This is a genomic window from Paraburkholderia diazotrophica (assembly GCF_900108945.1).
In the GTDB taxonomy this organism is placed as follows: Bacteria; Pseudomonadota; Gammaproteobacteria; order Burkholderiales; family Burkholderiaceae; genus Paraburkholderia; species Paraburkholderia diazotrophica.
Window position 1 is genome coordinate 269,454 of sequence record NZ_FNYE01000001.1, and the last position, 25,331, is coordinate 294,784.

A 25,331-nucleotide genomic window follows, 5' to 3' on the forward strand; every position below is an offset into this window, starting at 1 on the left:
GAAAGGAGCGCGATCATGCGCGTGCTGGTCCGGCTGTGGCGCGAGAACAAAAGTCTCGTCGCGTTTATTGTTTTGATGGTGCTGTTTCGCAGCGCGATCGCCGACTGGAACGTCGTGCCGAGCGGCTCGATGCTGCCGACGATACGCGAGGGCGATCGCATCCTCGTCGACAAGATGGCCTACGATCTGCGCATTCCGTTCACGCATATCGCGCTCGTGCATCTGCACGACCCGCAGCGCGGCGATATCGTAACGGTCGATTCATCGGCGGCGCACGAGCTGATCGTGAAGCGCCTGATCGGCCTGCCCGGCGATACCGTCGAGATGCGCGACAACGTGCTGTTTGTGAATGGCGTGCGCGCGAGCTATCAGCCGCTCGCGCTTGCGCCGCTGCCCGGCGATGCCGTGTCGCCCGGCGATTATCTGACCGAGCGCCTGGCGGACTTCGCGCACGTCGTGCGGCTCTCGGAATTCGCGCCAAGCCCGCGCAGCTCGTTCGGCCCGGTGACGGTGCCGCCCGGTCAGTACCTGATGCTCGGCGACAATCGCGACGACAGCGCGGACTCGCGCTACTTCGGCTTTTTTCCGCGCGACGAGCTGATGGGGCGCACGCGCCGCGTCGCGTACTCGCTCGACCCCGACCATTACTACAAGCCGCGTTTCGACCGTTTCGGCGTGCGGCTCGATGCGTTGGCGGCAGTGCGGTGATGCAGCGCGAGACGCGTGGGATTTGATACCCGTTCTTGATGCGCATTCGCGCGTGGATGCGCCCACGCGCGACGCCGCTTCGATGATTACGCCGGGCGCTTTGCCAGCGCCTGCGCGCATTCGGCGACGAGGGCAGGGCCGCGGTAGATGAAGCCCGTATAGAGCTGCACGAGCGACGCGCCCGCGTCGAGCTTCGCCTGCGCGTCCGCGCCCGAAAAAATCCCGCCCACGCCGATGATCGGCATGTCGTTGCCGACCTGCGCGCGCAGCTTGCGGATCACTTCATTCGATGCATCGAACACCGGCCGTCCCGACAGGCCGCCCGCTTCGTCGGCGTGCGGCAGGCCTTGCACGGCCGCGCGCGACAGCGTCGTGTTGGTCGCGATCACGCCTTCGAACCTGTGGCGCAACAGCGTGTCGGCGATCGCCTTGATCTGCTCGTCGTCGAGATCGGGCGCGATCTTCAGCGCGAGCGGCACCAGCTTCCCGTGCAGATCGGCGAGGCGCTGCTGCTTGTCCTTGAGCGCCGCGAGCAACGCGTCGAGCTCGTCGGCGCCTTGCAGCTGGCGCAGATTCTTCGTATTCGGCGACGAAATGTTGACGGTCACATAGCTCGCGAACGGATAGACGCGCTCGAGGCAGTACAGGTAGTCGTCGGCGGCGCGCTCGATGGGGGTGTCGGCGTTCTTGCCGATGTTCAGGCCGAGCACGCCGCGATAGCGCGCGGCCTGCACGTTCTTCACGAACTGCTCGACGCCCGCGTTGTTGAAGCCCATCCGGTTGATCACGGCATTCGCCTGCGGCAGGCGGAACATGCGCGGGCGCGGATTGCCCGGCTGCGCGCGCGGCGTCACCGTGCCGACTTCGATAAAGCCGAAGCCGAGCGCGGCCAGACCGTCGATGCACGCGCCATCCTTGTCCAGCCCGGCCGCGAGTCCGACGGGATTCCTGAACGTCAGGCCCATCACGGTGCGTGGCGAATCGGGTACGTGCGGCGCGAGCGCGCCCGCCACGCCGGCGCGTCCGGCGGCGCCGAGCAGGCGCAAGGTCAGATGGTGGGCGTCTTCCGCGTCCATGCGAAAGAGTTGAGCGCGTACGAGCGGATAAAGGGAACTGAACACGGCGGGGCGCCTGGCGGCTGAAAATGAGAACCCGCTATTTTAACGGTTCGCAGCGGCGGTTATCGGCGTTTCGGGTTTGTTGCGCGGTTGCGCTCTTGCGTGACAGGCGCGTTGTGTGAGGCAAAGATACGCATTGTGGGCGGCATCGCGCTCCAGGAGTGGATAGTCGCGAGCCCGCACGCGAGGCGGGGTTCTTCAACCGCGGCTGATGTGCAGCACGCGCGAGCCGGCCTTTGCGGCATCGACGGGCGAGAGGTCGGGCGCGACGGGATCGAGCACCTTCCAGGCGCCGTCGAAAAGCCCTTCGAGCGGCATGAAATTGGCCTTGTAGGCCATTTTCGGGCTCTCGCGTATCCAGTAGCCGAGATACACGTGCGGCAGCTTCAGGCTGCGCGCCTGTTCGATCTGCCAGAGGATGTTGTAAGTGCCGTAACTCGTGTGCGGCTGGTCGGGATCGAAGAACGTGTACACCGACGACAGCCCGTCGCCGAGAATGTCGATCATGCTGACCATGCGCAGCGTGCCCGGCATGTCCGGATGACCCGCATAGCCGGGATTGGCCGGCTCGCGGAATTCGACGAGGCGCGAATTGATCCTGCTTTGCAGCAGGAACTGCTCGTACTGGTCGCGGCTGTCGCGGTCCATGCCGCCGCCCGCGTGCCGCGCCGACTGATAGCGCATGTAGAGCGCATAGTGCTCTTCGTCGTAATGCAGCGGGGCGACGGTGGCGATCAGATCGCCGTGCTTTTTCCATACGCGGCGCTGCGTGCGGTTCGGCTTGAAGCGCTCGACGGGCACGCGCACGGGCACGCATGCGCGGCAGCCGTCGCAATAGGGTCGGTACGTGAACACGCCCGAGCGGCGAAAGCCCGCGCGAACGAGCTCGGTGTAGACGTCGGAGTTGATCAGATGGCTGGGCGTGGCGACCTGCGAGCGCGCGACGCGCCCTTCCAGATAGCTGCAAGGGTAAGGCGCTGTTGCATAGAATTGCAGCGCCGAAAGCGGTGAAAGCGGCAGCTCATTCGGGTGAGTCACGTTAGCAGCTCTCGAAGCGTTTCTGGTTTTGCAAATCCGGCTGTCTGCTGGCAATTGCTGGTGACGGTGGCAATTGGCCCGCGCCATGCCGGACGGACATGTCCATCGCGGTTATCGTCGGCCGCGCGGCGGCGCTCACGTCATGCCGACGGCAGGGCCGGCATGATCAGATCGCGCAGCACAGTCTTGTCGAACGGCCAGGGGATCGGCGCGGCGTCGACGGAAGCACGCACATGCGCGACAAACGCCTTGCGCGCGATCTCGCGGCCGCCCAGCGACGCCAGATGAGACGTGTTCTGCTGGCAGTCTATCATTTCTATTTCATGGCGTCGCAAGTGGAAGACGAGCGCGGAAAGCGCAATTTTCGACGCATCCGTCACTTCCGCATACATCGATTCGCCGAAGAACATCTTGCCGAACGACACGCCGTACAAACCACCGACGCGTTTGCCTCGATGCCAGGTCTCGACACTGTGCGCGTCACCGTGGCGATGCAGCGACGTGTACGCGTCGATCACGTCCGACGTGATCCACGTGCCGCGCTGGCCGTGACGCGGCGCGAGCGCGCAGGCGCGCATCACGGCGGGAAAGTCGACGTCGACGCGAATCTCCCAGGCGTCGTCGCGCAGCACGCGCTTGAGCGTCTTCTTCAGCGATGGCGAGACCTTGAACTCGCGCGGACGCAGGATCATGCGCGGATCGGGTGTCCACCAGAGCACGGGCTGGCCGTCCGAATACCACGGGAAAATGCCGCGCCGGTACGCATCGATCAGCCGCGAAGGCAACAGGTCTGCGCTTGCGGCGAGCAGGCCGGGCGCGCCGCTCGCCGCGGACAGCGCGCGTTCGACGGGCGGAAACGGATCGTCGGGGCCTAGCCAGGGAACCATGCTGCGTTGGTCGTCGTCGTGGCGTCAGCCGTCGCGCAGCGAGCGGAAGATGTCGCCCGTATGCAGGCCGTAGTTGCCGGATGTGCGGTCGGTGAAGAAGAAGCGCAGCGTCTGCGCGACGGTCGGAAACGCGATGTCGTTCCACGGAATGTCGCGCTCTTCGAAGAGGCGCACTTCGAGGCTCTCTTCGCCCGCTTCGATGTCGAGATCGAGCAGCCGCGCGAGATAGAACAGATGCACCTGATGCACGTGCGGCACGTTCAGCAGCGAAAACAGGTTCTGCACTTCGACGCGCGCGCCGGCTTCCTCCAGCGTTTCGCGCGCGGCGGCCTCCGATGTGGTCTCGCCCATTTCCATGAAGCCTGCGGGCAGCGTCCAGTAGCCGTAGCGCGGCTCGATCGCGCGGCGGCACAGCAGCACCTTGTCGTCCCACACGGGAACGGTGCCGACCACGTTGCGCGGATTCTGATAGTGCACGGTGCCGCAGCTCGCGCAGACGAAGCGCTCCCGGTTGTCGCCGGGCGGAATGCTAAGGCTCACTGCCTGGCCGCAGACGGAACAGAATTTCATAGAGAGGGGACGGAGAATGGTGATGCGAGTGTATCACCGGCTCGCGCGTTCACGATGACGCCTGGGGGGCGTGGTCGGGCCGTTCCGCGCGAAGGCATTCGCGCAAATAAAGCAGACCCTAAAACAAAAAACCCGCCGATGGCGGGTTTGATGGTGCGACGGACATTGCTGATGCTGAACTTGGTTGCGGGGGTAGGATTTGAACCTACGACCTTCGGGTTATGAGCCCGACGAGCTGCCAGACTGCTCCACCCCGCGTCCGTCGAAGAAAAGATTATATGGCAAACGCAGGGTCGATGCAATCGTTTTTTAAGAATCGACTGGAAAGCGTGCGAAGCGACACGCAATTGGCCTGCCGCGACAGCCGTCTCGAACGCGTGCCGCCGATGTGCGAGCATGGCAGGCGGCGCGCGATGCCTGCGCTAGAATCGCCGTTCGTCTGTGCCGCGCAAGCCGTTCGTTCTGGTTCTGGCATGCGCGGCATGCTTGCACCCACTTTGCTACCGACACGCCATGGACATCGCTCACGACTTGCAGTCGATCGCCGCGCAGGAACATGCGCTCGTCTTCCCCCATTTCGACGCCGACAGCGCGTGGCAACTCGGCGCGTATCTGCATGAGATCGCAAAGGCGCGCGGCCTCGCGCTCGCGATCGACATCCGCACGTTCGGCCAGCCGCTCTTTTTCTGCACGCTCGAAGGCGCGACGCCCGACAACGTCGACTGGGCGCGCCGCAAGGGCAACACCGTCGCGCATTTCCGCCGCAGCTCGTACGGTATCGGCCTGAAGCTGCAGCAGTCGGGCGCCACGCTCGCGGACAAGCACGGCCTCGCCGTATCCGACTATGCGTCGCATGGCGGCGCGTTTCCGCTGACCGTGAAGGGCGCGGGCGTGATCGGATCGGTGACGGTGTCGGGACTGCCGCAACGCGCGGATCACGAACTCGTCGCCGAGGCGCTGTGCGCGCAACTGGGCCACGACTACAGCAAGCTCGCGCTTGCGAAGGCGTGACGCATGCGCATGCCGCCCTATGTGCTGCTCGCGATCGCGATCGTCGCCGAGGTGATCGCAACCTCCGCGCTGCGCGCGTCGGAAGGCTTTACGCGCGCGGTCCCCGCGCTCGTCGTGCTGCTTGGCTACGGCATTTCGTTTTACTGCCTGTCGCTGACGTTGAAGAGCCTGCCCGTGGGTATCGTCTATGCGATCTGGTCGGGCGTCGGCATCGTGCTGATCACGCTGGTGGCGATCGTGCTGTACCGGCAGGTGCCCGATCTTGCGGCCGTGGCGGGGCTCGGCCTGATCGTCGCGGGCGTCGTCGTGCTCAATCTGTTCTCAAAGATGCAGGCGCACTGACGCGCCAAGCGATCAGCCAGGCCCAACCCGGCTCAACTCAAGTTGCCGCCGCAGTCTGCGCGTCCGTGCCGGATTGCGGCGTTTTCTCTCTCCATCCTCGACGTGCCAGCAGCGCACGGCCCAGAGCAATGCCGGGACGTTCGATCATCACATACGTCGCACAGGACATCGCGACGACCAGCGCGCCCGCGATCAGCACGACGGCCCAGTACTGCGCGATCGATTCCATCGAGAACTGCCGCAGCGACGCGTTCGCGAACACCAGATGCAGGCAGACGCCGTGCGTCAGATAGACGCCGTAGCTGATGGCGCCGAGTCGTTGGGCACCCCGCGATTTCAACAGGCCGAAGAGGTCACAGCCCGTCAGGATGAGATAGAAGAAAGCGGCGATCAGCAGGTTCTGAACCACTGCGTTCGAAGCACCGACGCCGGCATAGGCGAGCGCGATCGATGCGCTTGCAACCAGCGATCGAACATGCGCAGGTATCCCGTCGAGCCGAAAGCTGCTGCGCGGCAACGAGGCGGCCATCATGCCGATGCTGAACAGCATCAGATACGACCACACGCCGAAGCGGGCATCGACACTGAACGCCACCGATACGCCGAAAAGCAGCACGACAAACGCGGTGCGCAGCCGTGGGACGAAGGCGATCAGCGATGTCACCGCGAGCGAGAAATAGAAGTACCACTCCCACGCGAGCGTCCACACCATGCCGAACATCACGGGCGGCTCGGGGTTTCCGTTGATCCATACGTTTGCGCCGAGGCCGAGCGCCATCCAGTTGACGATTTCCTTCGCGAGCTTCGCGGGACTCACATTCAGATGCAGGCCCGTCGACGAGAATACGGTCAGAAGCGTGAGGCAGAGCACGAAATAGAAGAGTGGGGCGACGCGAAAAAAGCGCGACAGGTAAAGCGAAAACAGATACCTGCGATAGTCGGCGGCGCGGTGCACGCGCGCGGATGCGGCGATGGCTTTGCCCCAGAACAGGTAGCTCGTGATGACGAAAAACACTGACACGCCGATATTGCCAAGCTGATTGAAGAACAGGTCGGGTCCCGGTCCCCAGAATCCCGCGCGCATGTAGGCGTAGTAGCCCGAAGCGTGCGCGAGGAATACGCCCAGCGCGAGGAATCCACGCAGACCGTCGATATTGCGGAAGCGCTCGTCTGCGCGAATCTCCTGCGCATCGAGTCCACGCCAGCGCAACACGGAAATTGCACCGCAAAGCACGACGAGGACGGGTACGATGCGCCACGCCTCGTGCACGTCCAGGTTCGCCAGATGCTGATCCATTCCGCGTGCTCCTCTCGTGTCCAGCGCAATGGCGGTCTCGCGTATCGCGCGCTGTCGGACTGCAATCTTCCACGCAGCGTGACAAACGGATCGTTCGACGGCGAACGGAGCGCGAGCGATTAAGGGCATCGCGGTACGCTGGCGGCACTTGGTCCGCATCCTTCGCGCGCGCGGAAAGTGGGGTGGCGAACAAACGCGGGGTCCGAACGCCATTACATTAGTTGCGAGGTCAAATGGCCAGCGCAATGGCCCAGACCAATGGCCCAGACCAATGGCCCAGACCAAATGCCTTCGACGCAGCCATGCGCGAGCACCGGGCCTGCGTACGCGAACAACCGCGGCTGCCATGCCTTCTTGTCGGGGAATGAACCATGAACTATATCGGCCGCGAACAGTTCGACTCGCCCTTACGACGCGAGATGGATGCGGATGAGCTTGGTCCACATGCGTCGGGCCGCCCGCTCGACGCCGCACCGGCGGCCGATGCATCGGCGCTTAAGGCGCGCAAAACGGCTCTGCTGTCGCTGGTCGTGCCGTTCTACAACGAAGAAGCGATGATGGATCACTTCTTTGCTGCCACCATTCCCGTTCTCGAATCCATCGACGGAATCACATTCGAAATCGTCTGCGTGAACGACGGCAGCCGCGACGATACGCTCGCGATGCTGCAAGCGCGCGCCGATCTCGACCGCCGTATCCGCGTGATCGATCTGACGCGCAACTTCGGCAAGGAAGCCGCGCTTTCGGCTGGGCTCGACGAGGCGCTGGGCGATGTGCTGGTGCCGCTCGATGCAGATCTGCAAGACCCGCCGCATGTGATCGGGAAACTGGTGGAGAAATGGCGCGAAGGCTATGACGTCGTACTGGCAAGGCGCAGCAACCGGGATTCCGATTCGTACCTGAAACGCCGGACGGCCTCGATGTTCTATCGGATGCACAACGCCGTTTGCGACACGCGGATTCCCGAGAACGTCGGCGATTTCCGGCTGATCACACGCGACGTGGCCAACGCGCTCAGCAAGTTGCCGGAGACACGGCGCTTCATGAAGGGGCTCTTCGCATGGGTCGGCTACAAGACGGCCGTCATCGATTACGTGCGTGAGCCGCGCGCAGCGGGCGAGTCGAAGTTTTCCGGATGGAAGCTGTGGAACTTCGCGCTCGAAGGATTCACGAGTTTCAGTACGCTGCCGCTGCGTGTGTGGACGTACGTCGGCTGCGCGGTCGCGGCTTTCGCTTTTATGTACGCGGCGTTCCTGATCACGCGCACGTTGATTCTCGGCGTCGCCGTACCCGGCTATGCATCGATGTTGACAGTCGTGCTGATGTTGGGCGGCGTGCAGTTGATCGGTATCGGCGTGCTGGGCGAGTACATCGGCCGCATCTACGTCGAGTCGAAGAAGCGTCCCGTGTATCTGATCAAGGACCGCTACCAGGCGGGCAGCGCGACCAATGTCTGACTCGTCAGACATGCGCCAAAAGCATCAGGCGCCGCTCGCGATGCGCTTCTTCAGATACGCGGGTGTCGGCGTGGTCGGTACGGCCGCGCAATACTGCACGCTCGTCGCGCTTGTGGCATCGGGCCTGACAGGGCCCGTCGGCGGATCGGTGAGCGGGGCCGTCGCGGGCGCCGTCGTCAACTACGAACTGAACCGCCGATACACCTTTTCCACGCGCGCCCCCATCATTCTCACGCTGCCGAAGTTCGCGGCAACGGCATGCTTCGGCATGTTGATCAATGGCCTCGTGATGAAGTGGCTGGCTGTCGACCTCGGGATCAACTATCTCATCGCGCAGGTGGTCGCCACGGGTGTCGTGCTCGTCGCGACCTTCTCGATCAACTCCGTCTGGACGTTTCGCCAGAAAGGGCAATCAGGCCGCGCCTGACGGGCGATCAGCCGAAGCCAGGCGCGGGTCGCTCGTCGATGCTCTCTGCTGTGTCACTTGCGGCTGCCGTGTTCGATCTTCTGCCGCCACGCGAGGCTGACCAGTTCCAGATAAGTGCGCTGCCGTACGTGCAGCGTCCAGTCCCCGGGCGGCAACGCGAATTGGATCATCGGGCCGCCTTCGATCCGGCGCACGCGCATCGCGCCGCCTTTGTCGTTGTCATTACCCATCACCCGCGTTTCGAGGAACGGCGTATCGAACTGGTTGATGCGCGCCGTGCCCGCAGCCGTGCACGTCACGGCGATCTGAAGACTCTGAACGTAAGCGACGTTGGCGGGGGAGTTCAGCGTGCATCCGCCCGCGCTGTCCGCAAACGCGTGTCGCACCGGCAGCACCGATGCGGCTCCCGTCGCGAGAATATCGGGCGTTGCGGCGAGCGCATTGCGGTATCGCGCGGGAAAGTACTCGCCGCCAGCGTCGGGGCCTGGGCCCGTCGACGGGCTCGACTGACGTAGTTCGGCTGATGGAATGGTCGCGAATACGCCGTGCACCCAGTACAGCATCCCGGCGGCGTGTATTACGCTCAGACCAAGGATCGCGAACAGCGTGTGTCGCCTCAGGTTGGCAGGCAGCCGTTCGATGGTGCCAGCGAAGGTGGCGAAGACCAACGGCGTCGCGATCGAAAGCAGACGCCACGGAAACTGGACGAAGTCCAACTGCGCCGAGAGTCGCCACATCGGCGCGCTGACACGCGTGGTCAGCAGGATCAACGCGAGAGCCGTCAGGCCCGTCACGAGCGGGGCCTTCACACGTTTGTCCTTCCAATGACGCAGCAGAAACCCGAGCGCCGCGAGCAGCGCGAGCACGGGCCAGCCGAACCACGACGCAGGATTGGGCGACAGGATGCGGATCAACGGCACGGCGTTATCGGCAGGAAGGCCGTGCAGGCGCGCCTGAGTCGGGCTGAAGTAGCTTCCCCACACAAGGAACGGCACGTAGATCGCGACGACGAACACCGCCAGCGCGCCGACGCTCGCCGTGAGAAGGATGAGCGCCCGCCGTTGCGAGGACTTCACGCGTGCCAGCGCGAATGCCGCGAGCAGGCCGGCCGTCACCGCGAATGTGACGATGTGCGCGAGCGCCAGCAGGCACAGCAGGACGAACAGCTTGACGCCGAGCCAGGGCTTCGCGCGCCGAAGGATCAGTTCCGCGGCGTACGCGGCACATAGCGGCACGAGCGCCATCGCCGAATACTCGGCCGCAGCACCGCGCTCGACGATGCAAACGAGCGCATACGGCGACATCATGCACGCCACGGCCGTCACGATGCGCGTTTGACGCGATGCGCCGAGAAGCGCCGCGCAGCGATAGACGCCAAAGAACATCACGCCCGAAAACAGCAGGATGGCGAGCCTGACGCCGACGACGATATCGCCGGTGGCGATCGTCAATGCTGCGGCGGCCAGGTTGAAGAGCTTGTGATAGAAAAACGGCAAAGGCGAGCCGAATCCGTTCGCATGCGACGGCGTCCATACGGACAGGAAATCGCCGGCGCGCATCGCCGTGGTCCAGGTCTCGACGTGCGAGAACGACAGATACGTATCGTGACCCGCGACGATGGGCCCCCAAAGCACGGCGACGGCATACACGAACATCAGGATGCCGGCGAACCACAGGATCGAATCGCTTCCCCGAACCAGAGCGTCAGGCTTGGCGGCAGGCGTTCCCGTGATCACGTTTGGTTCTCCTGTGCGTCGTCGGATGGCGGCCGCGCTGTGCTCATGGCGATTCCGCGTCAGGCGTCCGAGGCGGTTCTTCTCGCTGCAAGGGCGTCGTGTGCGTGTTGGCCTCGATTGGAACGAGGCCAGGCGGAGCGGCATCGAACGCGGGCGGTTCGTTCGACGAGCCAAGGCCTCTGTTCGAACCGTGATGGCCTGAGCGGTTTGCCGCCGGAAATCAGGTTCGCCGGACCGATTGTGCCGTTTGGGTTCACGCTCCGTTTGTGCGGCCGCCCACGTTGTCGTGCCCGCCTGTGCGCCCGCCCACGTTACGCCTGCCGACGAATCGTTCCGCCAGCGAAAGTGCGCGCAGCGGATGAGCAGGCGTGCTTACTTGCAGCGAATCACCATCGACCGGTTCTTCACGTTCGCCGACACCACGTTCGTGATACCGCCGCCCGCCGTGCCGCCTTCGTCGGTGTCCTTCGATACGATGTCGTAGCCCGTCGCCCCGCACGCCTTGCCCGCCTGCACATAGCACGATGCCCAGCTCGACGCCGCGTCCGCGCCGCTGCAGTTGACCGCGAAGCCGCTTTCGCCGTTGGGCAGGTTGATCAGCGTCGTGTTGTTGGACGACGCGCATCCGCCGAGGCTCGCGATTCCAAGCGCAGCCAGTGCGGCAAGGGTGGCAGCGGGCACGGCGGCAAGTGGCTTCGCGCGGAACAGGACGGCAGTCGACTTCGACTTCATTGTGTTTTCCTTCAAGAAATAGGGTGTGAGCGAAGAGCGCAAGGCGGTCGCTGCAAGGCCATCGTGGCCGTGGCAGGGCCGCCGTCCGGTGGCAGCGCAGACGCAAACCGTCGTCGGGAGGAGGGCAGGCCGGCAATGAGCGCCGATGACGGCAAGGCGTGCCCTTGCCCGCGCATCAGGCTTCGGGTCTCAAGCTGGGGTGTCCCGTTTCGGACACGTCGATGCGAATGCCCGCCTGCTCGACGAGGCGCCGACTCTCGGCGCCTTCCTCTGTCGCGGCGTCTTCCCAGATGCTGATCGCCTTCGGAATGTCGATGCCATGACTTTCCGCGTACGCAAACCACGCATTGGCTGCATCCGGCTCGGCGATTTCGCTGTCTCGAAGAAAATATTTTCCCATATCGTCGGTGCTCGTCCGGAAATTGCGGACGCCTTCCCCTGGATTCGCGTTGCGCGCGCGTCGGATTGGCGGTGTGTCCGCGGAGCGCGTTCGACCGCCGCCGCGTTCGAAAGTGCGCGAATTCGCGCACTGCAAGGCGCCGCGGGATGCGTCCGAACCGGCCGTAGAACTTATCGCGCGACGGAAGGACTTACTGTGTATCGCACGTGGCGTGCCCCGTGCTTTCGATCGAACGAAACCGTAACTGACAGAACGAGAGGCGAGTATGGCTGAGAGGGTCAGCGGCCCTTACCGGGGCTATTACATCAGTGCGTCGGCGCGTCTCGTGCCGCCGCACGAGCAGGCGCGGCGCGCGGGTGAGCGCGAGGGCCTGTACGTCGGCGCGGTCAGCCTGTCCGAGCGCGGGCCCGACGATCCGCACCGGATGGAGACGCTCGTGGAAATCGGCGACGAACATCGCTTTTCGACGGAAGACGAGGCGCTCGCTTTCGTCGAACAGGCGGGCCGCGCATACGTCGACCGGCTGCTCGACGGGCATTGAGCACGCGCGGGCATTGGCGGGATGCGGCGCATGCCGCGCGCGGTGCGCGTTGTCGTGCACGCACGAAGGCCGCGACACGCATTCGCCGATGCGCAGATAAGTAGGCCCGCAGCCTGCAAGGCCCACCGCCCGCAGCCCGCAGCCCGCAGCCCGCAGCCCGCAAGGCCCACCGCCGACGGCTCGTAGCCCCAAAGCCATGCCGCCCACGGCTCGCAGCCGCGGCCCGGCAAGGCCCGCAACTCGCCGCGCGGCCGGCGCTGGACCGCCGTATGCCGCTACGAGTACCATAAAGCCCGCTGACCGGGCCAGCCGTGCGCATCTCGCGCCGTTCGCGCACTGATGCGGCCGCTGGCCTTTTCCGCCGGATTTTCCCGATGAGGTCACCATGGAGATTCGTTTTCCCGCGGACGCACCCGACTACCGCGACTTCAACCTGACGCTGGTGTTTCCGGCGCTCGTCGATGGTGAGCGGGTACCGTGCGCGATTTCCGTCGAAGCGCTCGAAGATCATTTCGGCGCCAGATCGAACGATACGGAAGGATGGCGCCGCGCGTTCGACGCCGGCCGCGCGCATATCGAAGCCGTCGCCCGCGAGCATCTGCTGATCAGCAATGGCACGCCCGTTCTGCTCAAGAGCGGCCACTTTCCACCTGGCAATCTGGCGGGCGCATAAGCGCGGTTCGCACGGCTCGTCTGCGAAGCGCCAGGCGCGCAATCTATCCCGCTTGTTCCGCTATTCGTCTGTTCCTCGTCCGCTCTTCGTCCGCTCTTCGTCCGCGCCGGACGGGCGTGGCTCACACCTGTCATGCGGGCTGCTTCGCATCCGCGCGCTGCGTAGCCTGCCGTCCAGCACGGTGCGCGGCGGCAAACGACTGCGCGATGCCTGCTTCGTACGACGTCTTGATGACCGGGCCGATCAGCGTGGTCAGCGCCGTATCGTCGAGCACGACGGGGTCCGTCATCAGGTAGTGCATTTCCACCAGCTCCCGCAGCATCGGATTGAAAAGGCCCAGCACGCGCAGCATCGTCTTGCCCGCAACCATCAGCCTGGGCTCGCGTTGCGCGAGCGCATACGCGCGTTCGGCGATTTCACGCTGCGTGATCGTGCCCGCGCCCGCCAGATGCAGCACGCGCCCGAAAGCCTCCGGCGTGCGCGACAGCCGTTCGACGACAGGCCCGACGTCGGGCATGAATACGAACTCGTGCGGCACGTCGATGGGGCCGATCATCTGCGCGCGCTTGCCGAGCGCCGCCCCTTCGAATACGCCATGCAGAAAACTGCGCTCGACGCCCGGCCCGTAGAAATCGGGCAAGCGCAACACGAGCGTTTCGAGCCCGTCGCGTCCATGCGCGTCGATGACGAGATTTTCCTGCGCAAGCCGCATCTTGCCCTTGAAAGTGTGCGGCTCGCGCGGATGCGATTCCGTGACGGGCCGGCTGCGCGGCCGACCGTACGGATACACGGTGCCGATCAGGATCAGCCGCTGCACGCCGGCCGCGCGCAGACCGTCGAGCGTCTTTTGCATCAGCACCGGATGCTTTTCGAACTGGTGATAGGGCACGCCGACGAGATACACGGCCGTCTGCAATCCGGCGGCCGCCGACGCGACGGAAGCGGGATCGTCGGGATTCCACGCGACGATTTCCGCGAGGGGATCGTGACCGAACGACGCCTGCAGCGCCGCCCGGCCACGTCCGATCACGCGATAGCGGCGGCCCGCCGCGCCCAGCGCGTGGGCGATGCTTTGTCCGGCGGCGCCCGCCGCGCCTAACAGGCCGATCTGTGCTGCATTGTCCATGACGACTCCCGCAAAACGCGCCGTCGGCTGCGGCACTGTCGAAACAGCTCCGCGCGGAGCGCAAGAAACTTGATGAACAGCGTTCAGTGAACGGTGTTCAGTTTAATTTGACTTTTCAGTTTGTCAACCCGAAAATTGCCTGCATGGGAATCGCCGAAAGAAAGACACGTCAGAAGCTGGAGCTGCGCGAGCGCATCCTCGATGCCGCGCGGCGCATCGTCATGCGGGAAGGTTTTGGCGCGCTGTCGATGCGCAAGATCGCCGACGCGATCGAATATTCGCCCGCCACGCTGTATCTGCACTTCGAAAGCCGCGACGCGATCGCGCATGCGCTGTGCGCGGAAGGCTATGCGCAACTGCTGGCCACCTTCGAGCCGCTGATCCCGATCGCCGATCCTGCCGAGCGGCTGCGAGCGATCGGGCGCGCGTATGTCGCGTTCGGCGTCGCACATCCGCAGACGTACCGGCTGATCTTCATGGAAGATCCGTCGTACACGGGCGCCGCGCTGGTCGGCGACGCCGGCGCGTCCGATAAAGATCCCGGCGATACCGCATTTCGTCTGATGGTCGAGTCGATCGATGCGCTGAAGGCGCAGGGGCGTCTGCCCGGCGCGCCCGACAGCCACGTCTGCGCGGAAGCGCTGTGGGCGACGATGCATGGCATCGTCGCGTTGCATCTGACTTGCCCCGTGTTTCCGCGCGCGCCGCTCGACGCCGTGGTGGACGCGGCGCTCGTCGCGTGGTTCGGCGCGCAGCAGACGGACGCATCCGGCGAAGCAGAAGCGAGCGCCGCCAAAAACCCAGCCGGCGACGCGAATGCGTCCGAAGCATCGGAAGGAACGAAAGCACGCCGCGCGGCTTCATCGAAAACCAGGGCCCCGTAGTACCGTCCGCTTGCCCCAGGGCACGACCACCGCCGTCGCTGAAGAACTCGCCCGCGTGCTAACGTATGTGCCGCACATCATTCAACCGCTTTACGTACGAACCATGTCGATACCCGAATCGCGCAGCGCCTCTGACGAACTCATCGCCTATGTCGCCAACCGCATTGGCTTCATCGAACTGAACCGGCCGAAGGCGCTCAACGCGCTGTCGCTCGGCATGATGCGAGCGATGCACGCGGCGCTCGATCAATGGCGCGACGATCCCGGCGTGCTCGCCGTCGTCGTGCGCAGCACGAGCGAGCGTGCGTTCTGCGCGGGCGGCGACATCCGCTACCTGTACGAGTCGTTCCGGCGCGGCGACCGCGAAGCCGTCGATACCTTCTTCATCGACGAATACCGGCTCGATCACGCGATCTTCGCGTACACGAAGCCTTATATCGCGTTCATGAATGGCGTGGTGATGGGCGGCGGGATGGGCATTTCGCAGGGCGCGCATCGCACGGGCGGTCTGCGCGTCGTGACGTCGTCGACGCGCATGGCGATGCCCGAGACGCGCATCGGCCTCTTTCCCGATGTCGGCGCAGGATGGTTTCTCGCGCGCACGCCGGGCGCGATCGGCCGCTATCTGGCTGTGACGGGCGAGACGATCGGCGCCGCCGATGCGCTCTACGCGGGGCTCGCCGACGCGTACCTGCCCGACGATGCGATCCCCGCGCTGATCGACGGGCTCAAGACGCAGACGTTCGAGCAGGGCGCGGACGTGGTTGCGTGCGTCGAGCGCGAGGCGCAGTGCCACAAGGTCGTGCCGTTGCCCGACATCTCGCCGCTCGCCGACGCGCGCGCGTTGATCGACAGGCACTTCGCATTGCCCGACGTCGCGCAGATCGTCCGCTCGCTCGATCGCGAAGGCGATTGCGCGAGCGCCGATTGGGCCGAGCAGACGGCCGCCGTGCTGCGCGAGCGCTCGCCGCTGTCGATGGCCGTTTCGCTCGAAGTGGTGACGCGCGCCGAAGGGACGATGGCCGAATGTCTGCGGCGCGATCTCGATCTGACGCGCTCGTCGTTCGAATGGGGCGACGCGCCGGAAGGCATCCGCGCGCGCATCGTCGACAAGGACAACAAGCCGGACTGGCGCTTTGCGCGTATCGAAGACGTGACGCGTGCGGACGTCGAGAAGATGTTCGAAAGCCCGTGGCCCGCGCACGAGCATCCGTTGCGCGACCTGCAGGGCTGAGGCCAACGCGGACCCGAACAGAACGCAGGCCGTGACCACAACGCAGACCCGAACAGAACGCAGGCCGTGACCAGAACACAGGCCCGAAGAAAAAAACGCAGCGGTCTCAGTCCTCGGCTGTCATGAAGGCGCGCATGAACACGAGCGCGCCCCATCCCCACATCGCATTCGATGCAAAGCCGAGCGCGAGGCGCGGCAGCATGTTGCCCGTCGGCCAGATGCCGCGAATGGGATCGACGACGAACACGGACGCCGCCGTCAGCACAATCCCGCCGAACACGAATGCGGGAATCCACGGCGCGGGACGCTCGGGCGATACGCGCAGCAGCCACGCCATCAGCACGGCCCACACGGAACTCCAGATCGCGTTCGCGATGAATTCGGGCAGGCCGATGGGAGCGAATGGCGCTGTCGAGAACCCTGTCGGGTCGATGAGACCGGCCGCGTGCAGAAGCGCGAGCGTCGACTCGTGAAAGAACAGCGACGCGAGAAAGCCGGACACGAACGGCAGGATGATTTTTTGCATGCTTGACAGCGTCAGTCGCCGGGCGTCGATGACTAAGCGTTACGCCCGCGCAGGTTGATTGGATCGAGCGCCATTATATCGGCGGCGCGCTGCTGTTTTCGTGCGAGCACGCGCGGAACATGCGGCGACGAGGTGCGCGCGACGTATGCTGCAGCGTCAGGTAAATCACGAAAGTGGAAAACCTAAGCTCAAAAAAATCGTTCAAAAGAAAGCGCGCGATCCATAGACTCTTTTTCCATGCAGACGGCGGCGGCGTGCTCAGGACGCATGCACCGCCGGCGGATTAACACGCCGCGCGTTGCGCGCGCGTTCCACGTGATTCACATGAGAGAAGCTGTCGCGATGTCCGATCCGATGCCGATTCGCGGGTGCCCGGCCGCTTCGTGCGCGGCACGCGATCCATGCTTTGCGCGCAGGCCGCCGCGCTGTCGCCGCTGACGCGCTCTTTCGCGGTTGTTTCTTCGCGCGGTCTTATCCGTTTTCCCTACTCCGTTCCGATGCGCCGCCTCGCGCGCGGCATCGCGCGGTCACGTCCGTTCGAAACGCAGCCGTGCACTCATGCGAGCGCGAAAACAGGCGGGCGACGCAACCGGCCAGCCATCCGGCACCGACTGACATCAACTCGAACAAACGCAGGAGCAGCCCATGAATGTGTTCTGGTTCATTCCGACTCACGGCGACAGCCGCTATCTCGGTACGTCGCAAGGCGCGCGCGCAGCCGACTATGACTACTTCCGGCAGATCGCCGTCGCCGCTGATACGCTCGGCTACGAGGGCGTGCTGCTGCCGACGGGCCGTTCGTGCGAAGACGCATGGGTCGTCGCGTCGAGCCTGATTCCCGTCACGCAGCGGCTCAAGTTTCTGGTCGCGATCCGGCCGGGCATCGCGTCGCCGGGACTGTCGGCGCGCATGGCGGCGACGTTCGACCGGCTCTCGGGCGGGCGTCTGCTGATCAACGTCGTGACGGGCGGCGATGCCGCCGAGCTGGAAGGCGACGGGCTCTTCGTCGATCACGATACGCGCTACGAAATCACCGACGAGTTCCTGCGCATCTGGCGCGGACTGCTGACGAGCGCGCATGGCGGCGAAGCGATCGACTTCATCGGCAAGCATCTGAAATCGAAGGGCGGCAAGCTGCTGTATCCGCCCGTGCAGAATCCGCATCCGCCGCTGTGGTTCGGCGGATCGTCGCCGGCTGCGCACGAGATGGCGGGCGAGCACATCGACACGTATCTGACCTGGGGCGAACGGCCCGAAGCCGTCGCGATGAAGATCGCGGACATTCGCGCGCGCGCCGCGCAGCATGGCCGCAAGATCAGATTCGGCATCCGTCTGCATGTGATCGTGCGCGAGACGGAAGACGAAGCGTGGGCCGCCGCGGACAAGCTCATCAGCAAGCTCGACGACGACACGATCGCACGCGCGCAGGCCTCGTTCGCGAAGATGGATTCCGAAGGCCAGCGGCGCATGGCCGCGTTGCATGGCGGCAAGCGCGGCACGCGCAAGGAACTCGAGGTCTATCCGAATCTGTGGGCGGGCGTTGGGCTCGTGCGCGGCGGCGCGGGCACGGCGCTCGTCGGCAGCCCCGAACAGGTCGCCGCGCGCATGCAGGAATACGCGGACCTCGGCATCGAGACGTTCATCCTGTCCGGCTATCCACATCTCGAAGAGTCGTATCGCTTCGCAGAACTCGTGTTCCCGCTGCTGCCGGGCCGCCAGCGCGCGAGCGCAAGCGGTCCGTTGTCGGGGCCGTTCGGCGAAATTGTCGGCAACAACTATGTGCCGAAGGCGGCGCAAAGCTAGACCTGTTCTGACGCATGCGGGCGACGCGCGATCGAGCGCATCGTCCGCGTAAAGGAGTCGTTTATGCCGACTGTTTCTGGCAAGAACATCGCGAGCCCCGCATTCGCGCGGCTCGCACGCAAGGCAGCGCCGTGGCTCGTGCCGCTTGTCATCCTCATCGCGTGGGAGCTCGCCGCGCGCAGCGGCGTACTGTCGACGCGCGTGCTGCCCGAGCCGCTCGCCGTCGTGAAGGCCGCGTGGTCGCTGATCGAGTCGGGCGAGATGTGGGCCGACGTGAAGGTGAGCACGTGGCGCGCGGTGTCGGGCTTCGCGATCGGCGGCGGCATCGGCTTCATGCTCGGGCTCGCGACGGGTCTCTTCAAGCCCGTCGATATCGCGCTCGACACGACCGTGCAGATGATCCGCAACATCCCTGCGCTCGCGATGATTCCGCTCGTGATCCTCTGGTTTGGCATCGAGGAAGAGGCGAAGGTGTTTCTCGTCGCGCTCGGCGTGTTCTTTCCGATCTACGTGAACACGTACCACGGCATTCGGTCCGTCGACGCCAATCTGATCGAAATGGCGCGCAGCTACGGCGTAAAGGGATTCGCGCTGTATCGCGACGTGATCCTGCCGGGCGCGCTGCCGTCGATTCTCGTCGGCGTGCGCTTCGCGTTCGGGCTGATGTGGGTCACGCTGATCGTCGCGGAAACGATCTCCGCGCAATCGGGCATCGGCTACATGACGATGAACGCGCGCGAGTTTCTGCAAACGGATGTGGTCGTGGTCGGCATTCTGCTGTACGCGGCGCTCGGCAAGCTCGCCGACATGCTCGCGAAAGGACTCGAGCGCGTGTCGCTGCGCTGGCATCCCGCTTATCAGCAAGGAGCGAAAGCATGAGCGCAAGCACATTGCCGGCATCGTTCGGCGGCGCGGCGCGCGCCGATCTCGACGCGCAACGACAGCATCCGCGCGCGCATGAGCGCGGATCGAATGAAACAGTGGCTGCCGCTGTCGACGCTATCGACGCTGCCGAGCGCGATGCAGGTGCGCTGCATGACGTGACCGACCGTTCCCGCGACGCCGATGCGCTCGCGTTGCGCAAGACCACGCGCGACGCAAGCGACGCGTCCGTCGCATTGCGCGGCGTCGGCAAGCGCTATGGCGAGCGCGCCGTGCTCGCGGACTTCGATCTGTCGATCGAACGCGGCAGCTTCGTGTCGATCGTCGGGCGCAGCGGCTGCGGCAAGTCGACTCTGTTGCGGCTGATCGCCGGTCTCGAAGCGCCGAGCTCGGGCACGCTCGACAAACGCGCGGACGGCTCGCAGCCGTTCGACACGCGGATCATGTTTCAGGATGCGCGTCTCCTGCCATGGAAGACGGTGCTGCAAAACGTGATGCTGGGACTTGGCCGTTCATCGCGCGACGATGCGCGCGCGGTGCTCGCCGAAGTCGGTCTGCTCGAGCGCGCGAACGACTGGCCCGCGCGGCTGTCGGGCGGCCAGCGGCAGCGCGTCGCGCTGGCGCGCGCGCTCGTGCATCGGCCGCAGCTGCTGTTGCTCGATGAGCCGCTCGGTGCGCTCGATGCGTTGACCCGCATCGAAATGCACGCGCTGATCGAACGGCTGTGGCGCGAGCATCGCTTCACCGCACTGCTCGTCACGCACGACGTGCACGAGGCTGTCGCGCTCGGCGACCGCATTCTGCTGATCGAAGACGGCCGGATCGCGCTCGATCAACGGGTGCCGCTCGCGCGTCCGCGCGAAAGGGCGTCGGCGGCGTTCGCGAAGCTCGAAGAGCGCGTCTTGCAGCGCGTGATGAAAACACACGCGCTGCATGAGTCCCCGGCAATCGATGCCAGCGCGAGCGCGACGGGGGAACCGGTCGGCGCGCATCCGCGCGACGTCCGCTGGGCGGTGTGAGCGCTGGCCGCTGGAACCTCGCTGGAACCTCTTTATCCACTCACGGAGCCATCCGATATGAGCATTTCCGCCATCAACGTACGTAACCAGTTCAAAGGCAAAGTGAAGGAGATCATCCGGGGACCCGTCGTGTCGGAAGTCGACGTCGACACGCCGTTCGGCGTCGTCACGTCGGTGATCACGACGCGGTCGATCGACGAACTCGAACTGAAGGTCGGCGCGGAAGTCGTTGCGCTCGTGAAGTCGACGGAGGTGTCGCTCGCCAGGCTGTGAACATTGTGCGTGTGTGAGCGGCGCGGCCCGCCGACCGCCTTGTTCGCGGTGAGGTACACGTGCCGTCCACGCTTCCTTCGCCGGCGCGCGACGCCGCGCTATCTCGCGTTCGTCGCGCTGGCGGGCGGGTTGTGCATCATCTTGTCGTTGGTCGGCTTGCGCGGCTTCTTGACGGGCATGTTGTCGGGATTGGTCGCGCTCGCGGTGCCCGATGCTGCCGGGGGCGGGGGCTTCACCATCGGCGCGCTGGATTCGGACGTCGCGTTCTGCGCGAGCGCTGTCCCCGCAACGCCTGCGGACGCTGCGAGCAAGACAGCCGCGCCGATTCGCGCCAATACCTTCCGCCCGAATAGCGTGTGCGTGTTGATCGTGTGAATCATCGCGTTCTCCGTGCTGTTTCTTTTTGGCTCCGTTGCGACGCGCGTGCCAGCCTGCGCGCGACGTGTGCTGTTCTCTTGTAGACCGCGTCCTTGCGTGGAAATTCTGCGTATTTGCGCGGGTTTCGAACCCTTTGCATCCATTTCGCGTCGGCGCCGCGCTTCCAGCAATCCCGGCTGGAAGTGCTAGCATGGATTGAGCGGTGAATCGAGCGCCAGAGGGCGCATCGCCAGACGGGCGGTGCGCCGTCAGCGCGTGCGGAGGCGGCGATGACGAAATCCCTGAGTACGGATGCAATCGATACCTTGCGGCAATTGAACGATGTCGGGACGGGGCAGGCGCCGCCTGCCGTCGAACCCGTCGTCGAGAAGGAACTACTCGGCGCGGGGCTGGTGGCGAAATCGTCGAAAGGCGCGGGTATCGAAATCACCTGTGACGGCAGAAAGTACCTGTCCGGCGATTGCGACTGAGCGTGCACACCGGCGCTAAACGACACTGCGGAAAGAGGGAGGCGCGATGGAGCCGAAAGGCATCGACATGGGCGACTATCAGGAGCGCTACAAGGACTTCGACATGGAGGTCGCCGTCGAGCAGGTCCTGACGGGGGTGAAGGCGCATTTCCGCGTGCTCAAGGGCGAAGCGGTGATGCTGGACTGGCGGCTCGTGCACATCGACCGCTTCTGGCCGACGGAGCACGCCGCTGCCGAAGCGGGCTTTCAGGCCGCGCGGGAAGCGATCAATACCGAGCTGCTTGCCGCCGGCGGATAAGCTCGGACACCACATTCGATCGCGCAAAAACAAAGCCGGATGCTCCGTGGAGAACATCCGGCTCGACTGCACCTGCAACAACGAACTGCGTGGTACTACCAGGGTACGGCAACTACGTGGTACTGGTACTTCGAACTACTGGTACTTCGAACTGCACCATCAACGGCACTTCTTGACTGCTTCGACTGCGGTACTGCCACTTCTGGAACTGCACTACAACACTACCGGGTACTGCCAGAACTGCGTACTGCCTGTGCTGCGTGGTACTGCCTGCTACGAAACCTGCTGCCCGTCCAGCTTCGGCTTAGTGGCCGAAGAACACCGAGCCCGGGCCAGTCTGCGGCTCATGCTTGCCGCCTTGCGACGAACCGTTTTGCACGCCGCCATACGCGACGTTCGCTTGCTGTGCCTGTTCGGCTGCCAGAGTCTGTGCGGTCTGGCCTTGCTGCGAAGCCGGCGCGCCGACCGTCGGGTTGTAATGCGGAGCCGGACCGTAGCCGCTTGCGAAAGCGGGAGCAGCCAGCGTGGCGGAAGCGGCGATCAGAACTGCGGCGATAAGCTTGGTCTTCATGGTGAACTCTCCGTCATATTTGATTCAGTAAGAGACGTTGCGTGGTGCTTGGGTCTGTTCGCAACGTCGATGGAATGCAGTGTATACCCCTACTATCGATTCTTTGTGCCGATAATTTGAAATTACTATTCTTCGATCGGAAACAATGATGAGACGTCCGTCTGGCGGTGATTTCGCGCGTATGCGCCCTGATAAGCCGCTCTTACCGCTTGGAAAAACCTCATGTAAATCATGGGCTTCCGGGAGCGTCGCCACGCGGAACGAGGGGCGGGAGGCCGGCTTGCGGTAGAATGAGCGGTTTGGTTCTTACGCGTTGGCCTGTTCTTACGCGTTTGCCGTTCGCGTTTCCTTCGTCGTTTTCCTTCTGTCTGCCGCCCCATGTCCTCGAAGCCCATTGCCAGTCCCCGCCGCGTGTCCGTCGCGCCGATGATGGACTGGACCGATCGCCACTGCCGCTCGTTTCACCGCACGCTGTCGCGGCACACCTGGCTGTATACGGAGATGGTGACAACGGGAGCGCTGATTCACGGTGACGTCGAGCGCCATCTGGCGTTTACGGCCGATGAGGCGCCCGTCGCGCTGCAACTCGGCGGCAGCGAGCCTGACGATCTGGCGCGCTCGGCGAAGCTCGGCGAGCAATGGGGCTACGACGAGATCAATCTGAATTGCGGTTGCCCGTCGGAGCGCGTGCAGCGCGGTGCGTTCGGCGCATGTCTGATGAACGAGCCGCAACTCGTCGCCGATTGCGTGAAAGCGATGCGCGATGTGGTCTCGGTGCCCGTGACGGTGAAGCACCGGATCGGCGTCGATGCTGTGGAGGATTACACGTTCGTGCGCGACTTCGTCGGCATGATTGCCGAGGCCGGCTGTAACGTGTTCATCGTGCATGCGCGCAATGCGATCCTCAAAGGTCTGAGCCCGAAAGAGAATCGTGAGATTCCGCCGCTCAAATACGACTACGCGTATCGGTTGAAGCGGGACTTTCCGCAACTTGAGATCATCATCAACGGCGGCATCACGACGCTCGACGAAGTCGATGCGCATCTGGAGCACGTCGATGGCGTGATGCTTGGACGCGAGGCGTATCACAACCCGTATGTGCTCGCGGATGTCGATGCGCGTTTCTACGGCTCGACGCAACCCCCGCCGACACGCGAGGAAGCGGAAGCGAAGCTGATCGAGTACTGCCGCGCCGAACTTGCGCGCGGCACGTATCTCGGCGCGATCGTGCGTCACGCGCTGGGGTTGTATCGCGGCGTCGCGGGTGCGCGCGGATGGCGGCGCGTGTTATCGGACAGCAAAAAGCTGGCTGCGCGCGATCTTGCGATTTTCGACGAGGCGCGACAGCATTTGCGCGAGCCCAGCGAAATGTTTGAATAAAGGGCTTTGCAAATACGATTCGTGTTTGTATAATCTCGCTTCTTCGTTGCTGAGCTGGATTCAGCGGCAAGCGGCGAAGGTGTAGGGCAGTGGTGGCTGTAGCTCAGTTGGTAGAGTCCAGGATTGTGATTCCTGTCGTCGTGGGTTCGAGTCCCATCAGCCACCCCAGAAAGAATTCAAGTCTATCAAGGCTTTAGCGAACGGCACTGTGATTTTATCCAGTGCCGTTTTTGCTTTATGTTCCCGCCAAAATTCCCATTTTGGGAATCGAGCGACCCTCGCTCGACATACGCCAAATCACATAGTACTCACAGCGCTCGGCGCTTCACGATCTTCGATCGGTCATAGACTCGAGCGGTAGTCGCGGGATTTGCATGCAGATCGGGCAGTGCGCCGCGCTCCGCTTTGTGCTGGGTGACGTAGTAGGCGCGCAGGTCGTGGAAGGTGAATCGATGCGCGATCACCTCTTTCTTGATCGCCTCGACCATCAGCTTCTGCCACATCGCCTTGAAGCCCGCCTGCGTGTATGCGTTGCCCGATCGATTCGGGAAGACATACAGGCAGTCGTTTTTGCGGACGACCTCAAGGCGGTCGAGCAAGGCCGTGATGTGCGGCGTGATCTCGATCTGCTCGATAACTTCGCCGCGCTTCTTGCCGCGCTGCTTCGCTCGCTTTACCCGGATATGCCCAGCTTTGCGATCGATCTGCGGCCACGACAGGTCGAGAAACTCCACCTTGCGGTTGCCCGCACCGGCCGCATACTCCGCAGCCATGCCGATCATTGCGCGCTGGCCACCCTGGTCAGCGAGCCATTGCGAGAACGCGGCGAAATCGGCCGGTTCAGGAGCTTCCGTGCGTGGCTGCTCTTCGTTGCGCTTCACCTCGCGACACGGGTTGTGTTTCGCCTCCCCGCGCTCGATCGCGAGACCGATCAGGTTCGACAGCAACGCAGCCTCGCGGTTGGCGCGCACGGGCGCGTCTGCGCGCTCCTTCCGCAGATACTTGGCAACGTCCGTCGCGTCGATGTCGGACGCTCGCATGTCACCGAAAATCTCAAGCAGCTTGAGTGAGCACTGCGTGTAATCAGCGCGCGTGTATTGCGAATATCGGTTCCAACCCGGTGTCTCCTGAAACTGCTCCCACAGCCGCCTGATCGTGCCGATGTCATCGCCGGCGCCCGTCATATCCAGCACCTTCCGGATCGCCTCGACACGGTCGCTGCCGAGATTGACTGGCTTGCCGCCCACCGGGTGATAGCGATAGGTGAATCCCTTCTTCGTCCGGCGCGCTTCCATGCGCGGAAGCAGGCCGTCACGCACCGGTTTTCTCATGCTGCGTTCTTCCACTTCGGCGCGGTGCGGCGCTGCTGCGTGCCGGGCTCGCGATTCACCTGCTCCCACGTCAGCAAGGGATGACCATCGACCTTGCGCGGCGCGTCGATGCCCAGCGCCTTCTTAATCCAGCGCTTTTGCGCGGCGCCTTGCGTAAGGCCTCCCGTCAGTTCGACGAGCTGCTCATTCGTCACGATGCTCATTGACACCCCAGTGTTT

Annotated in this window: 30 protein-coding genes and 2 tRNA genes; 17 read left to right on the forward strand and 15 right to left on the reverse strand. The window is 64.3% G+C overall.

Annotated features, from left to right (window positions below; all coding sequences use genetic code 11):
- Positions 1-15 precede the first annotated feature (15 nt).
- Positions 16-708 carry a signal peptidase I gene (gene lepB, locus BMW76_RS01160; RefSeq protein WP_090861842.1) on the forward strand — a complete coding sequence of 231 codons (693 nt, stop codon included), beginning with the start codon at positions 16-18 and terminating at the stop codon, positions 706-708.
- An 86-nt stretch (positions 709-794) separates the two neighbouring features.
- On the opposite strand, the gene BMW76_RS01165 is transcribed toward lepB, so the two are convergent.
- The 5 genes from BMW76_RS01165 to BMW76_RS01185 all read right to left on the reverse strand — a co-directional run bounded on the left by BMW76_RS01165 (position 795) and on the right by BMW76_RS01185 (position 4,579).
- A complete protein-coding gene (locus BMW76_RS01165) occupies positions 795-1,829 on the reverse strand; it encodes a quinone-dependent dihydroorotate dehydrogenase (RefSeq protein WP_090861843.1) in 1,035 nt (344 codons plus the stop codon).
- 195 nt (positions 1,830-2,024) lie between these two features.
- On the reverse strand, positions 2,025-2,864 hold the full coding sequence (locus tag BMW76_RS01170; protein WP_090861845.1) for an arginyltransferase: 840 nt from the start codon (positions 2,862-2,864) through the stop codon (positions 2,025-2,027).
- Positions 2,865-3,004: 140 nt separating this feature from the next.
- Complete coding sequence (gene aat, locus BMW76_RS01175; RefSeq protein WP_090861849.1) at positions 3,005-3,751, reverse strand: leucyl/phenylalanyl-tRNA--protein transferase; 747 nt, start codon at positions 3,749-3,751, stop codon at positions 3,005-3,007.
- A gap of 24 nt (positions 3,752-3,775) precedes the next feature.
- A complete protein-coding gene (locus tag BMW76_RS01180; RefSeq protein ID WP_090861851.1) occupies positions 3,776-4,321 on the reverse strand; it encodes an NUDIX hydrolase in 546 nt (181 codons plus the stop codon).
- Between the two features lie 181 nt (positions 4,322-4,502).
- Positions 4,503-4,579 (reverse strand) — tRNA-Met (locus BMW76_RS01185).
- A 255-nt stretch (positions 4,580-4,834) separates the two neighbouring features.
- Here BMW76_RS01185 and BMW76_RS01190 point away from each other — a divergent pair.
- Both BMW76_RS01190 and BMW76_RS01195 read left to right on the forward strand, forming a co-directional pair.
- Entirely contained in the window at positions 4,835-5,332 is a 498-nt protein-coding gene (locus tag BMW76_RS01190; protein WP_090861853.1) for a heme-degrading domain-containing protein, read from the forward strand.
- Between the two features lie 9 nt (positions 5,333-5,341).
- Positions 5,342-5,674 (forward strand): DMT family transporter, encoded by a 333-nt coding sequence (locus BMW76_RS01195; RefSeq protein WP_177200292.1) that lies wholly within the window; start codon positions 5,342-5,344, stop codon positions 5,672-5,674.
- Between the two features lie 37 nt (positions 5,675-5,711).
- Here the strand turns inward: BMW76_RS01195 and BMW76_RS01200 are convergent, their stop codons facing one another.
- Positions 5,712-6,971 carry an acyltransferase family protein gene (locus BMW76_RS01200; RefSeq protein ID WP_177200276.1) on the reverse strand — a complete coding sequence of 420 codons (1,260 nt, stop codon included), beginning with the start codon at positions 6,969-6,971 and terminating at the stop codon, positions 5,712-5,714.
- 371 nt (positions 6,972-7,342) lie between these two features.
- Here BMW76_RS01200 and BMW76_RS01205 point away from each other — a divergent pair, with 371 nt between their 5' ends.
- Together BMW76_RS01205 and BMW76_RS01210 are read left to right on the forward strand one after the other, a co-directional pair.
- Positions 7,343-8,428, forward strand: a complete 1,086-nt coding sequence (locus BMW76_RS01205) for a glycosyltransferase family 2 protein (protein ID WP_281248475.1) — start codon at positions 7,343-7,345, stop codon at positions 8,426-8,428.
- A complete protein-coding gene (locus BMW76_RS01210) occupies positions 8,421-8,855 on the forward strand; it encodes a GtrA family protein (RefSeq protein ID WP_090861857.1) in 435 nt (144 codons plus the stop codon). Before BMW76_RS01205 ends, BMW76_RS01210 begins: the two co-directional genes overlap by 8 nt.
- A 53-nt stretch (positions 8,856-8,908) precedes the next feature.
- Here BMW76_RS01210 and BMW76_RS01215 read toward each other — a convergent pair whose 3' ends face one another.
- The 3 genes from BMW76_RS01215 to BMW76_RS01225 form a co-directional block, all read right to left on the reverse strand.
- Positions 8,909-10,591 carry a 6-pyruvoyl-tetrahydropterin synthase-related protein gene (locus BMW76_RS01215; RefSeq protein WP_090861859.1) on the reverse strand — a complete coding sequence of 561 codons (1,683 nt, stop codon included), beginning with the start codon at positions 10,589-10,591 and terminating at the stop codon, positions 8,909-8,911.
- Positions 10,592-10,963: 372 nt separating this feature from the next.
- On the reverse strand, positions 10,964-11,323 hold the full coding sequence (locus tag BMW76_RS01220; protein WP_090861861.1) for a hypothetical protein: 360 nt from the start codon (positions 11,321-11,323) through the stop codon (positions 10,964-10,966).
- A gap of 175 nt (positions 11,324-11,498) precedes the next feature.
- Entirely contained in the window at positions 11,499-11,723 is a 225-nt protein-coding gene (locus tag BMW76_RS01225; protein ID WP_090862509.1) for a hypothetical protein, read from the reverse strand.
- A 265-nt stretch (positions 11,724-11,988) separates the two neighbouring features.
- Between BMW76_RS01225 and BMW76_RS01230 the strand changes: the two genes are divergently transcribed.
- Together BMW76_RS01230 and BMW76_RS01235 are read left to right on the forward strand one after the other, a co-directional pair.
- Positions 11,989-12,264 (forward strand): hypothetical protein, encoded by a 276-nt coding sequence (locus BMW76_RS01230; RefSeq protein ID WP_090861863.1) that lies wholly within the window; start codon positions 11,989-11,991, stop codon positions 12,262-12,264.
- Positions 12,265-12,649: 385 nt separating this feature from the next.
- Positions 12,650-12,937 (forward strand): DUF1488 family protein, encoded by a 288-nt coding sequence (locus tag BMW76_RS01235; protein WP_090861865.1) that lies wholly within the window; start codon positions 12,650-12,652, stop codon positions 12,935-12,937.
- Positions 12,938-13,067: 130 nt separating this feature from the next.
- Here the strand turns inward: BMW76_RS01235 and BMW76_RS01240 are convergent, their stop codons facing one another.
- On the reverse strand, positions 13,068-14,063 hold the full coding sequence (locus tag BMW76_RS01240) for an NAD-dependent epimerase/dehydratase family protein (protein WP_090861867.1): 996 nt from the start codon (positions 14,061-14,063) through the stop codon (positions 13,068-13,070).
- Positions 14,064-14,206: 143 nt separating this feature from the next.
- Here BMW76_RS01240 and BMW76_RS01245 point away from each other — a divergent pair, with 143 nt between their 5' ends.
- Positions 14,207-14,947 (forward strand): TetR/AcrR family transcriptional regulator, encoded by a 741-nt coding sequence (locus BMW76_RS01245; RefSeq protein ID WP_090861869.1) that lies wholly within the window; start codon positions 14,207-14,209, stop codon positions 14,945-14,947.
- A gap of 103 nt (positions 14,948-15,050) precedes the next feature.
- Complete coding sequence (locus BMW76_RS01250; protein WP_090862511.1) at positions 15,051-16,181, forward strand: enoyl-CoA hydratase/isomerase family protein; 1,131 nt, start codon at positions 15,051-15,053, stop codon at positions 16,179-16,181.
- Between the two features lie 106 nt (positions 16,182-16,287).
- On the opposite strand, the gene BMW76_RS01255 is transcribed toward BMW76_RS01250, so the two are convergent.
- Positions 16,288-16,707, reverse strand: a complete 420-nt coding sequence (locus BMW76_RS01255) for a hypothetical protein (protein WP_090861871.1) — start codon at positions 16,705-16,707, stop codon at positions 16,288-16,290.
- Between the two features lie 645 nt (positions 16,708-17,352).
- Here BMW76_RS01255 and ssuD point away from each other — a divergent pair.
- From ssuD to BMW76_RS01275, 4 genes are all read left to right on the forward strand, one after another.
- Positions 17,353-18,510, forward strand: coding sequence for an FMNH2-dependent alkanesulfonate monooxygenase (gene ssuD / locus BMW76_RS01260; protein WP_090861873.1), 1,158 nt, complete (start codon positions 17,353-17,355; stop codon positions 18,508-18,510).
- 63 nt (positions 18,511-18,573) lie between these two features.
- On the forward strand, positions 18,574-19,389 hold the full coding sequence (gene ssuC / locus BMW76_RS01265; protein WP_090861875.1) for an aliphatic sulfonate ABC transporter permease SsuC: 816 nt from the start codon (positions 18,574-18,576) through the stop codon (positions 19,387-19,389).
- Positions 19,386-20,411: an ATP-binding cassette domain-containing protein gene (locus BMW76_RS01270; RefSeq protein ID WP_245763086.1), complete on the forward strand. Its 1,026-nt coding sequence runs from the start codon at positions 19,386-19,388 to the stop codon at positions 20,409-20,411. The genes ssuC and BMW76_RS01270 overlap by 4 nt, the downstream gene beginning before the upstream one ends.
- Before the next feature lie 57 nt (positions 20,412-20,468).
- Entirely contained in the window at positions 20,469-20,684 is a 216-nt protein-coding gene (locus tag BMW76_RS01275; RefSeq protein ID WP_087739191.1) for a TOBE domain-containing protein, read from the forward strand.
- Positions 20,685-20,782: 98 nt separating this feature from the next.
- Here BMW76_RS01275 and BMW76_RS01280 read toward each other — a convergent pair whose 3' ends face one another.
- Complete coding sequence (locus BMW76_RS01280) at positions 20,783-21,064, reverse strand: hypothetical protein (protein WP_090862514.1); 282 nt, start codon at positions 21,062-21,064, stop codon at positions 20,783-20,785.
- Between the two features lie 267 nt (positions 21,065-21,331).
- Here BMW76_RS01280 and BMW76_RS01285 point away from each other — a divergent pair, with 267 nt between their 5' ends.
- Complete coding sequence (locus BMW76_RS01285; RefSeq protein WP_090861877.1) at positions 21,332-21,532, forward strand: hypothetical protein; 201 nt, start codon at positions 21,332-21,334, stop codon at positions 21,530-21,532.
- Between the two features lie 46 nt (positions 21,533-21,578).
- Positions 21,579-21,830 carry a hypothetical protein gene (locus BMW76_RS01290; RefSeq protein WP_090861879.1) on the forward strand — a complete coding sequence of 84 codons (252 nt, stop codon included), beginning with the start codon at positions 21,579-21,581 and terminating at the stop codon, positions 21,828-21,830.
- Between the two features lie 304 nt (positions 21,831-22,134).
- On the opposite strand, the gene BMW76_RS01295 is transcribed toward BMW76_RS01290, so the two are convergent.
- Positions 22,135-22,401, reverse strand: coding sequence for a hypothetical protein (locus tag BMW76_RS01295; RefSeq protein ID WP_090861881.1), 267 nt, complete (start codon positions 22,399-22,401; stop codon positions 22,135-22,137).
- Positions 22,402-22,779: 378 nt separating this feature from the next.
- Between BMW76_RS01295 and dusA the strand changes: the two genes are divergently transcribed.
- Positions 22,780-23,781: a tRNA dihydrouridine(20/20a) synthase DusA gene (gene dusA, locus BMW76_RS01300; protein ID WP_090861883.1), complete on the forward strand. Its 1,002-nt coding sequence runs from the start codon at positions 22,780-22,782 to the stop codon at positions 23,779-23,781.
- A 92-nt stretch (positions 23,782-23,873) separates the two neighbouring features.
- Positions 23,874-23,949, forward strand: a tRNA-His gene (locus tag BMW76_RS01305).
- A 140-nt stretch (positions 23,950-24,089) separates the two neighbouring features.
- Here the strand turns inward: BMW76_RS01305 and BMW76_RS01310 are convergent.
- Both BMW76_RS01310 and BMW76_RS01315 read right to left on the reverse strand, forming a co-directional pair.
- Positions 24,090-25,112 carry a tyrosine-type recombinase/integrase gene (locus BMW76_RS01310; protein WP_090861885.1) on the reverse strand — a complete coding sequence of 341 codons (1,023 nt, stop codon included), beginning with the start codon at positions 25,110-25,112 and terminating at the stop codon, positions 24,090-24,092.
- Positions 25,109-25,315 (reverse strand): DUF4224 domain-containing protein, encoded by a 207-nt coding sequence (locus BMW76_RS01315; protein ID WP_090861886.1) that lies wholly within the window; start codon positions 25,313-25,315, stop codon positions 25,109-25,111. Before BMW76_RS01315 ends, BMW76_RS01310 begins: the two co-directional genes overlap by 4 nt.
- Between the last annotated feature and the right edge of the window lie 16 nt (positions 25,316-25,331).

What these genes read in the sequence shown, in the direction of transcription:
- ssuC (WP_090861875.1), top strand. Translation starts at nt 18,574, where the DNA reads ATGCCGACTGTTTCTGGCAAGAACATCGCGAGCCCCGCATTCGCGCGG.
- BMW76_RS01245 (WP_090861869.1), top strand. Translation starts at nt 14,207, where the DNA reads ATGGGAATCGCCGAAAGAAAGACACGTCAGAAGCTGGAGCTGCGCGAG.
- BMW76_RS01285 (WP_090861877.1), top strand. Translation starts at nt 21,332, where the DNA reads ATGACGAAATCCCTGAGTACGGATGCAATCGATACCTTGCGGCAATTG.
- BMW76_RS01210 (WP_090861857.1), top strand. Translation starts at nt 8,421, where the DNA reads ATGTCTGACTCGTCAGACATGCGCCAAAAGCATCAGGCGCCGCTCGCG.
- BMW76_RS01250 (WP_090862511.1), top strand. Translation starts at nt 15,051, where the DNA reads ATGTCGATACCCGAATCGCGCAGCGCCTCTGACGAACTCATCGCCTAT.
- BMW76_RS01200 (WP_177200276.1), bottom strand. Translation starts at nt 6,971, where the DNA reads ATGGATCAGCATCTGGCGAACCTGGACGTGCACGAGGCGTGGCGCATC.
- BMW76_RS01235 (WP_090861865.1), top strand. Translation starts at nt 12,650, where the DNA reads ATGGAGATTCGTTTTCCCGCGGACGCACCCGACTACCGCGACTTCAAC.
- BMW76_RS01180 (WP_090861851.1), bottom strand. Translation starts at nt 4,321, where the DNA reads ATGAAATTCTGTTCCGTCTGCGGCCAGGCAGTGAGCCTTAGCATTCCG.
- BMW76_RS01190 (WP_090861853.1), top strand. Translation starts at nt 4,835, where the DNA reads ATGGACATCGCTCACGACTTGCAGTCGATCGCCGCGCAGGAACATGCG.
- BMW76_RS01195 (WP_177200292.1), top strand. Translation starts at nt 5,342, where the DNA reads ATGCCGCCCTATGTGCTGCTCGCGATCGCGATCGTCGCCGAGGTGATC.
- BMW76_RS01310 (WP_090861885.1), bottom strand. Translation starts at nt 25,112, where the DNA reads ATGAGAAAACCGGTGCGTGACGGCCTGCTTCCGCGCATGGAAGCGCGC.
- BMW76_RS01290 (WP_090861879.1), top strand. Translation starts at nt 21,579, where the DNA reads ATGGAGCCGAAAGGCATCGACATGGGCGACTATCAGGAGCGCTACAAG.
- BMW76_RS01295 (WP_090861881.1), bottom strand. Translation starts at nt 22,401, where the DNA reads ATGAAGACCAAGCTTATCGCCGCAGTTCTGATCGCCGCTTCCGCCACG.
- BMW76_RS01275 (WP_087739191.1), top strand. Translation starts at nt 20,469, where the DNA reads ATGAGCATTTCCGCCATCAACGTACGTAACCAGTTCAAAGGCAAAGTG.
- BMW76_RS01255 (WP_090861871.1), bottom strand. Translation starts at nt 16,707, where the DNA reads ATGCAAAAAATCATCCTGCCGTTCGTGTCCGGCTTTCTCGCGTCGCTG.
- BMW76_RS01280 (WP_090862514.1), bottom strand. Translation starts at nt 21,064, where the DNA reads ATGATTCACACGATCAACACGCACACGCTATTCGGGCGGAAGGTATTG.
- BMW76_RS01225 (WP_090862509.1), bottom strand. Translation starts at nt 11,723, where the DNA reads ATGGGAAAATATTTTCTTCGAGACAGCGAAATCGCCGAGCCGGATGCA.
- lepB (WP_090861842.1), top strand. Translation starts at nt 16, where the DNA reads ATGCGCGTGCTGGTCCGGCTGTGGCGCGAGAACAAAAGTCTCGTCGCG.
- BMW76_RS01240 (WP_090861867.1), bottom strand. Translation starts at nt 14,063, where the DNA reads ATGGACAATGCAGCACAGATCGGCCTGTTAGGCGCGGCGGGCGCCGCC.
- BMW76_RS01230 (WP_090861863.1), top strand. Translation starts at nt 11,989, where the DNA reads ATGGCTGAGAGGGTCAGCGGCCCTTACCGGGGCTATTACATCAGTGCG.
- BMW76_RS01270 (WP_245763086.1), top strand. Translation starts at nt 19,386, where the DNA reads ATGAGCGCAAGCACATTGCCGGCATCGTTCGGCGGCGCGGCGCGCGCC.
- BMW76_RS01315 (WP_090861886.1), bottom strand. Translation starts at nt 25,315, where the DNA reads ATGAGCATCGTGACGAATGAGCAGCTCGTCGAACTGACGGGAGGCCTT.
- BMW76_RS01220 (WP_090861861.1), bottom strand. Translation starts at nt 11,323, where the DNA reads ATGAAGTCGAAGTCGACTGCCGTCCTGTTCCGCGCGAAGCCACTTGCC.
- BMW76_RS01205 (WP_281248475.1), top strand. Translation starts at nt 7,343, where the DNA reads ATGAACTATATCGGCCGCGAACAGTTCGACTCGCCCTTACGACGCGAG.
- dusA (WP_090861883.1), top strand. Translation starts at nt 22,780, where the DNA reads ATGTCCTCGAAGCCCATTGCCAGTCCCCGCCGCGTGTCCGTCGCGCCG.
- ssuD (WP_090861873.1), top strand. Translation starts at nt 17,353, where the DNA reads ATGAATGTGTTCTGGTTCATTCCGACTCACGGCGACAGCCGCTATCTC.
- aat (WP_090861849.1), bottom strand. Translation starts at nt 3,751, where the DNA reads ATGGTTCCCTGGCTAGGCCCCGACGATCCGTTTCCGCCCGTCGAACGC.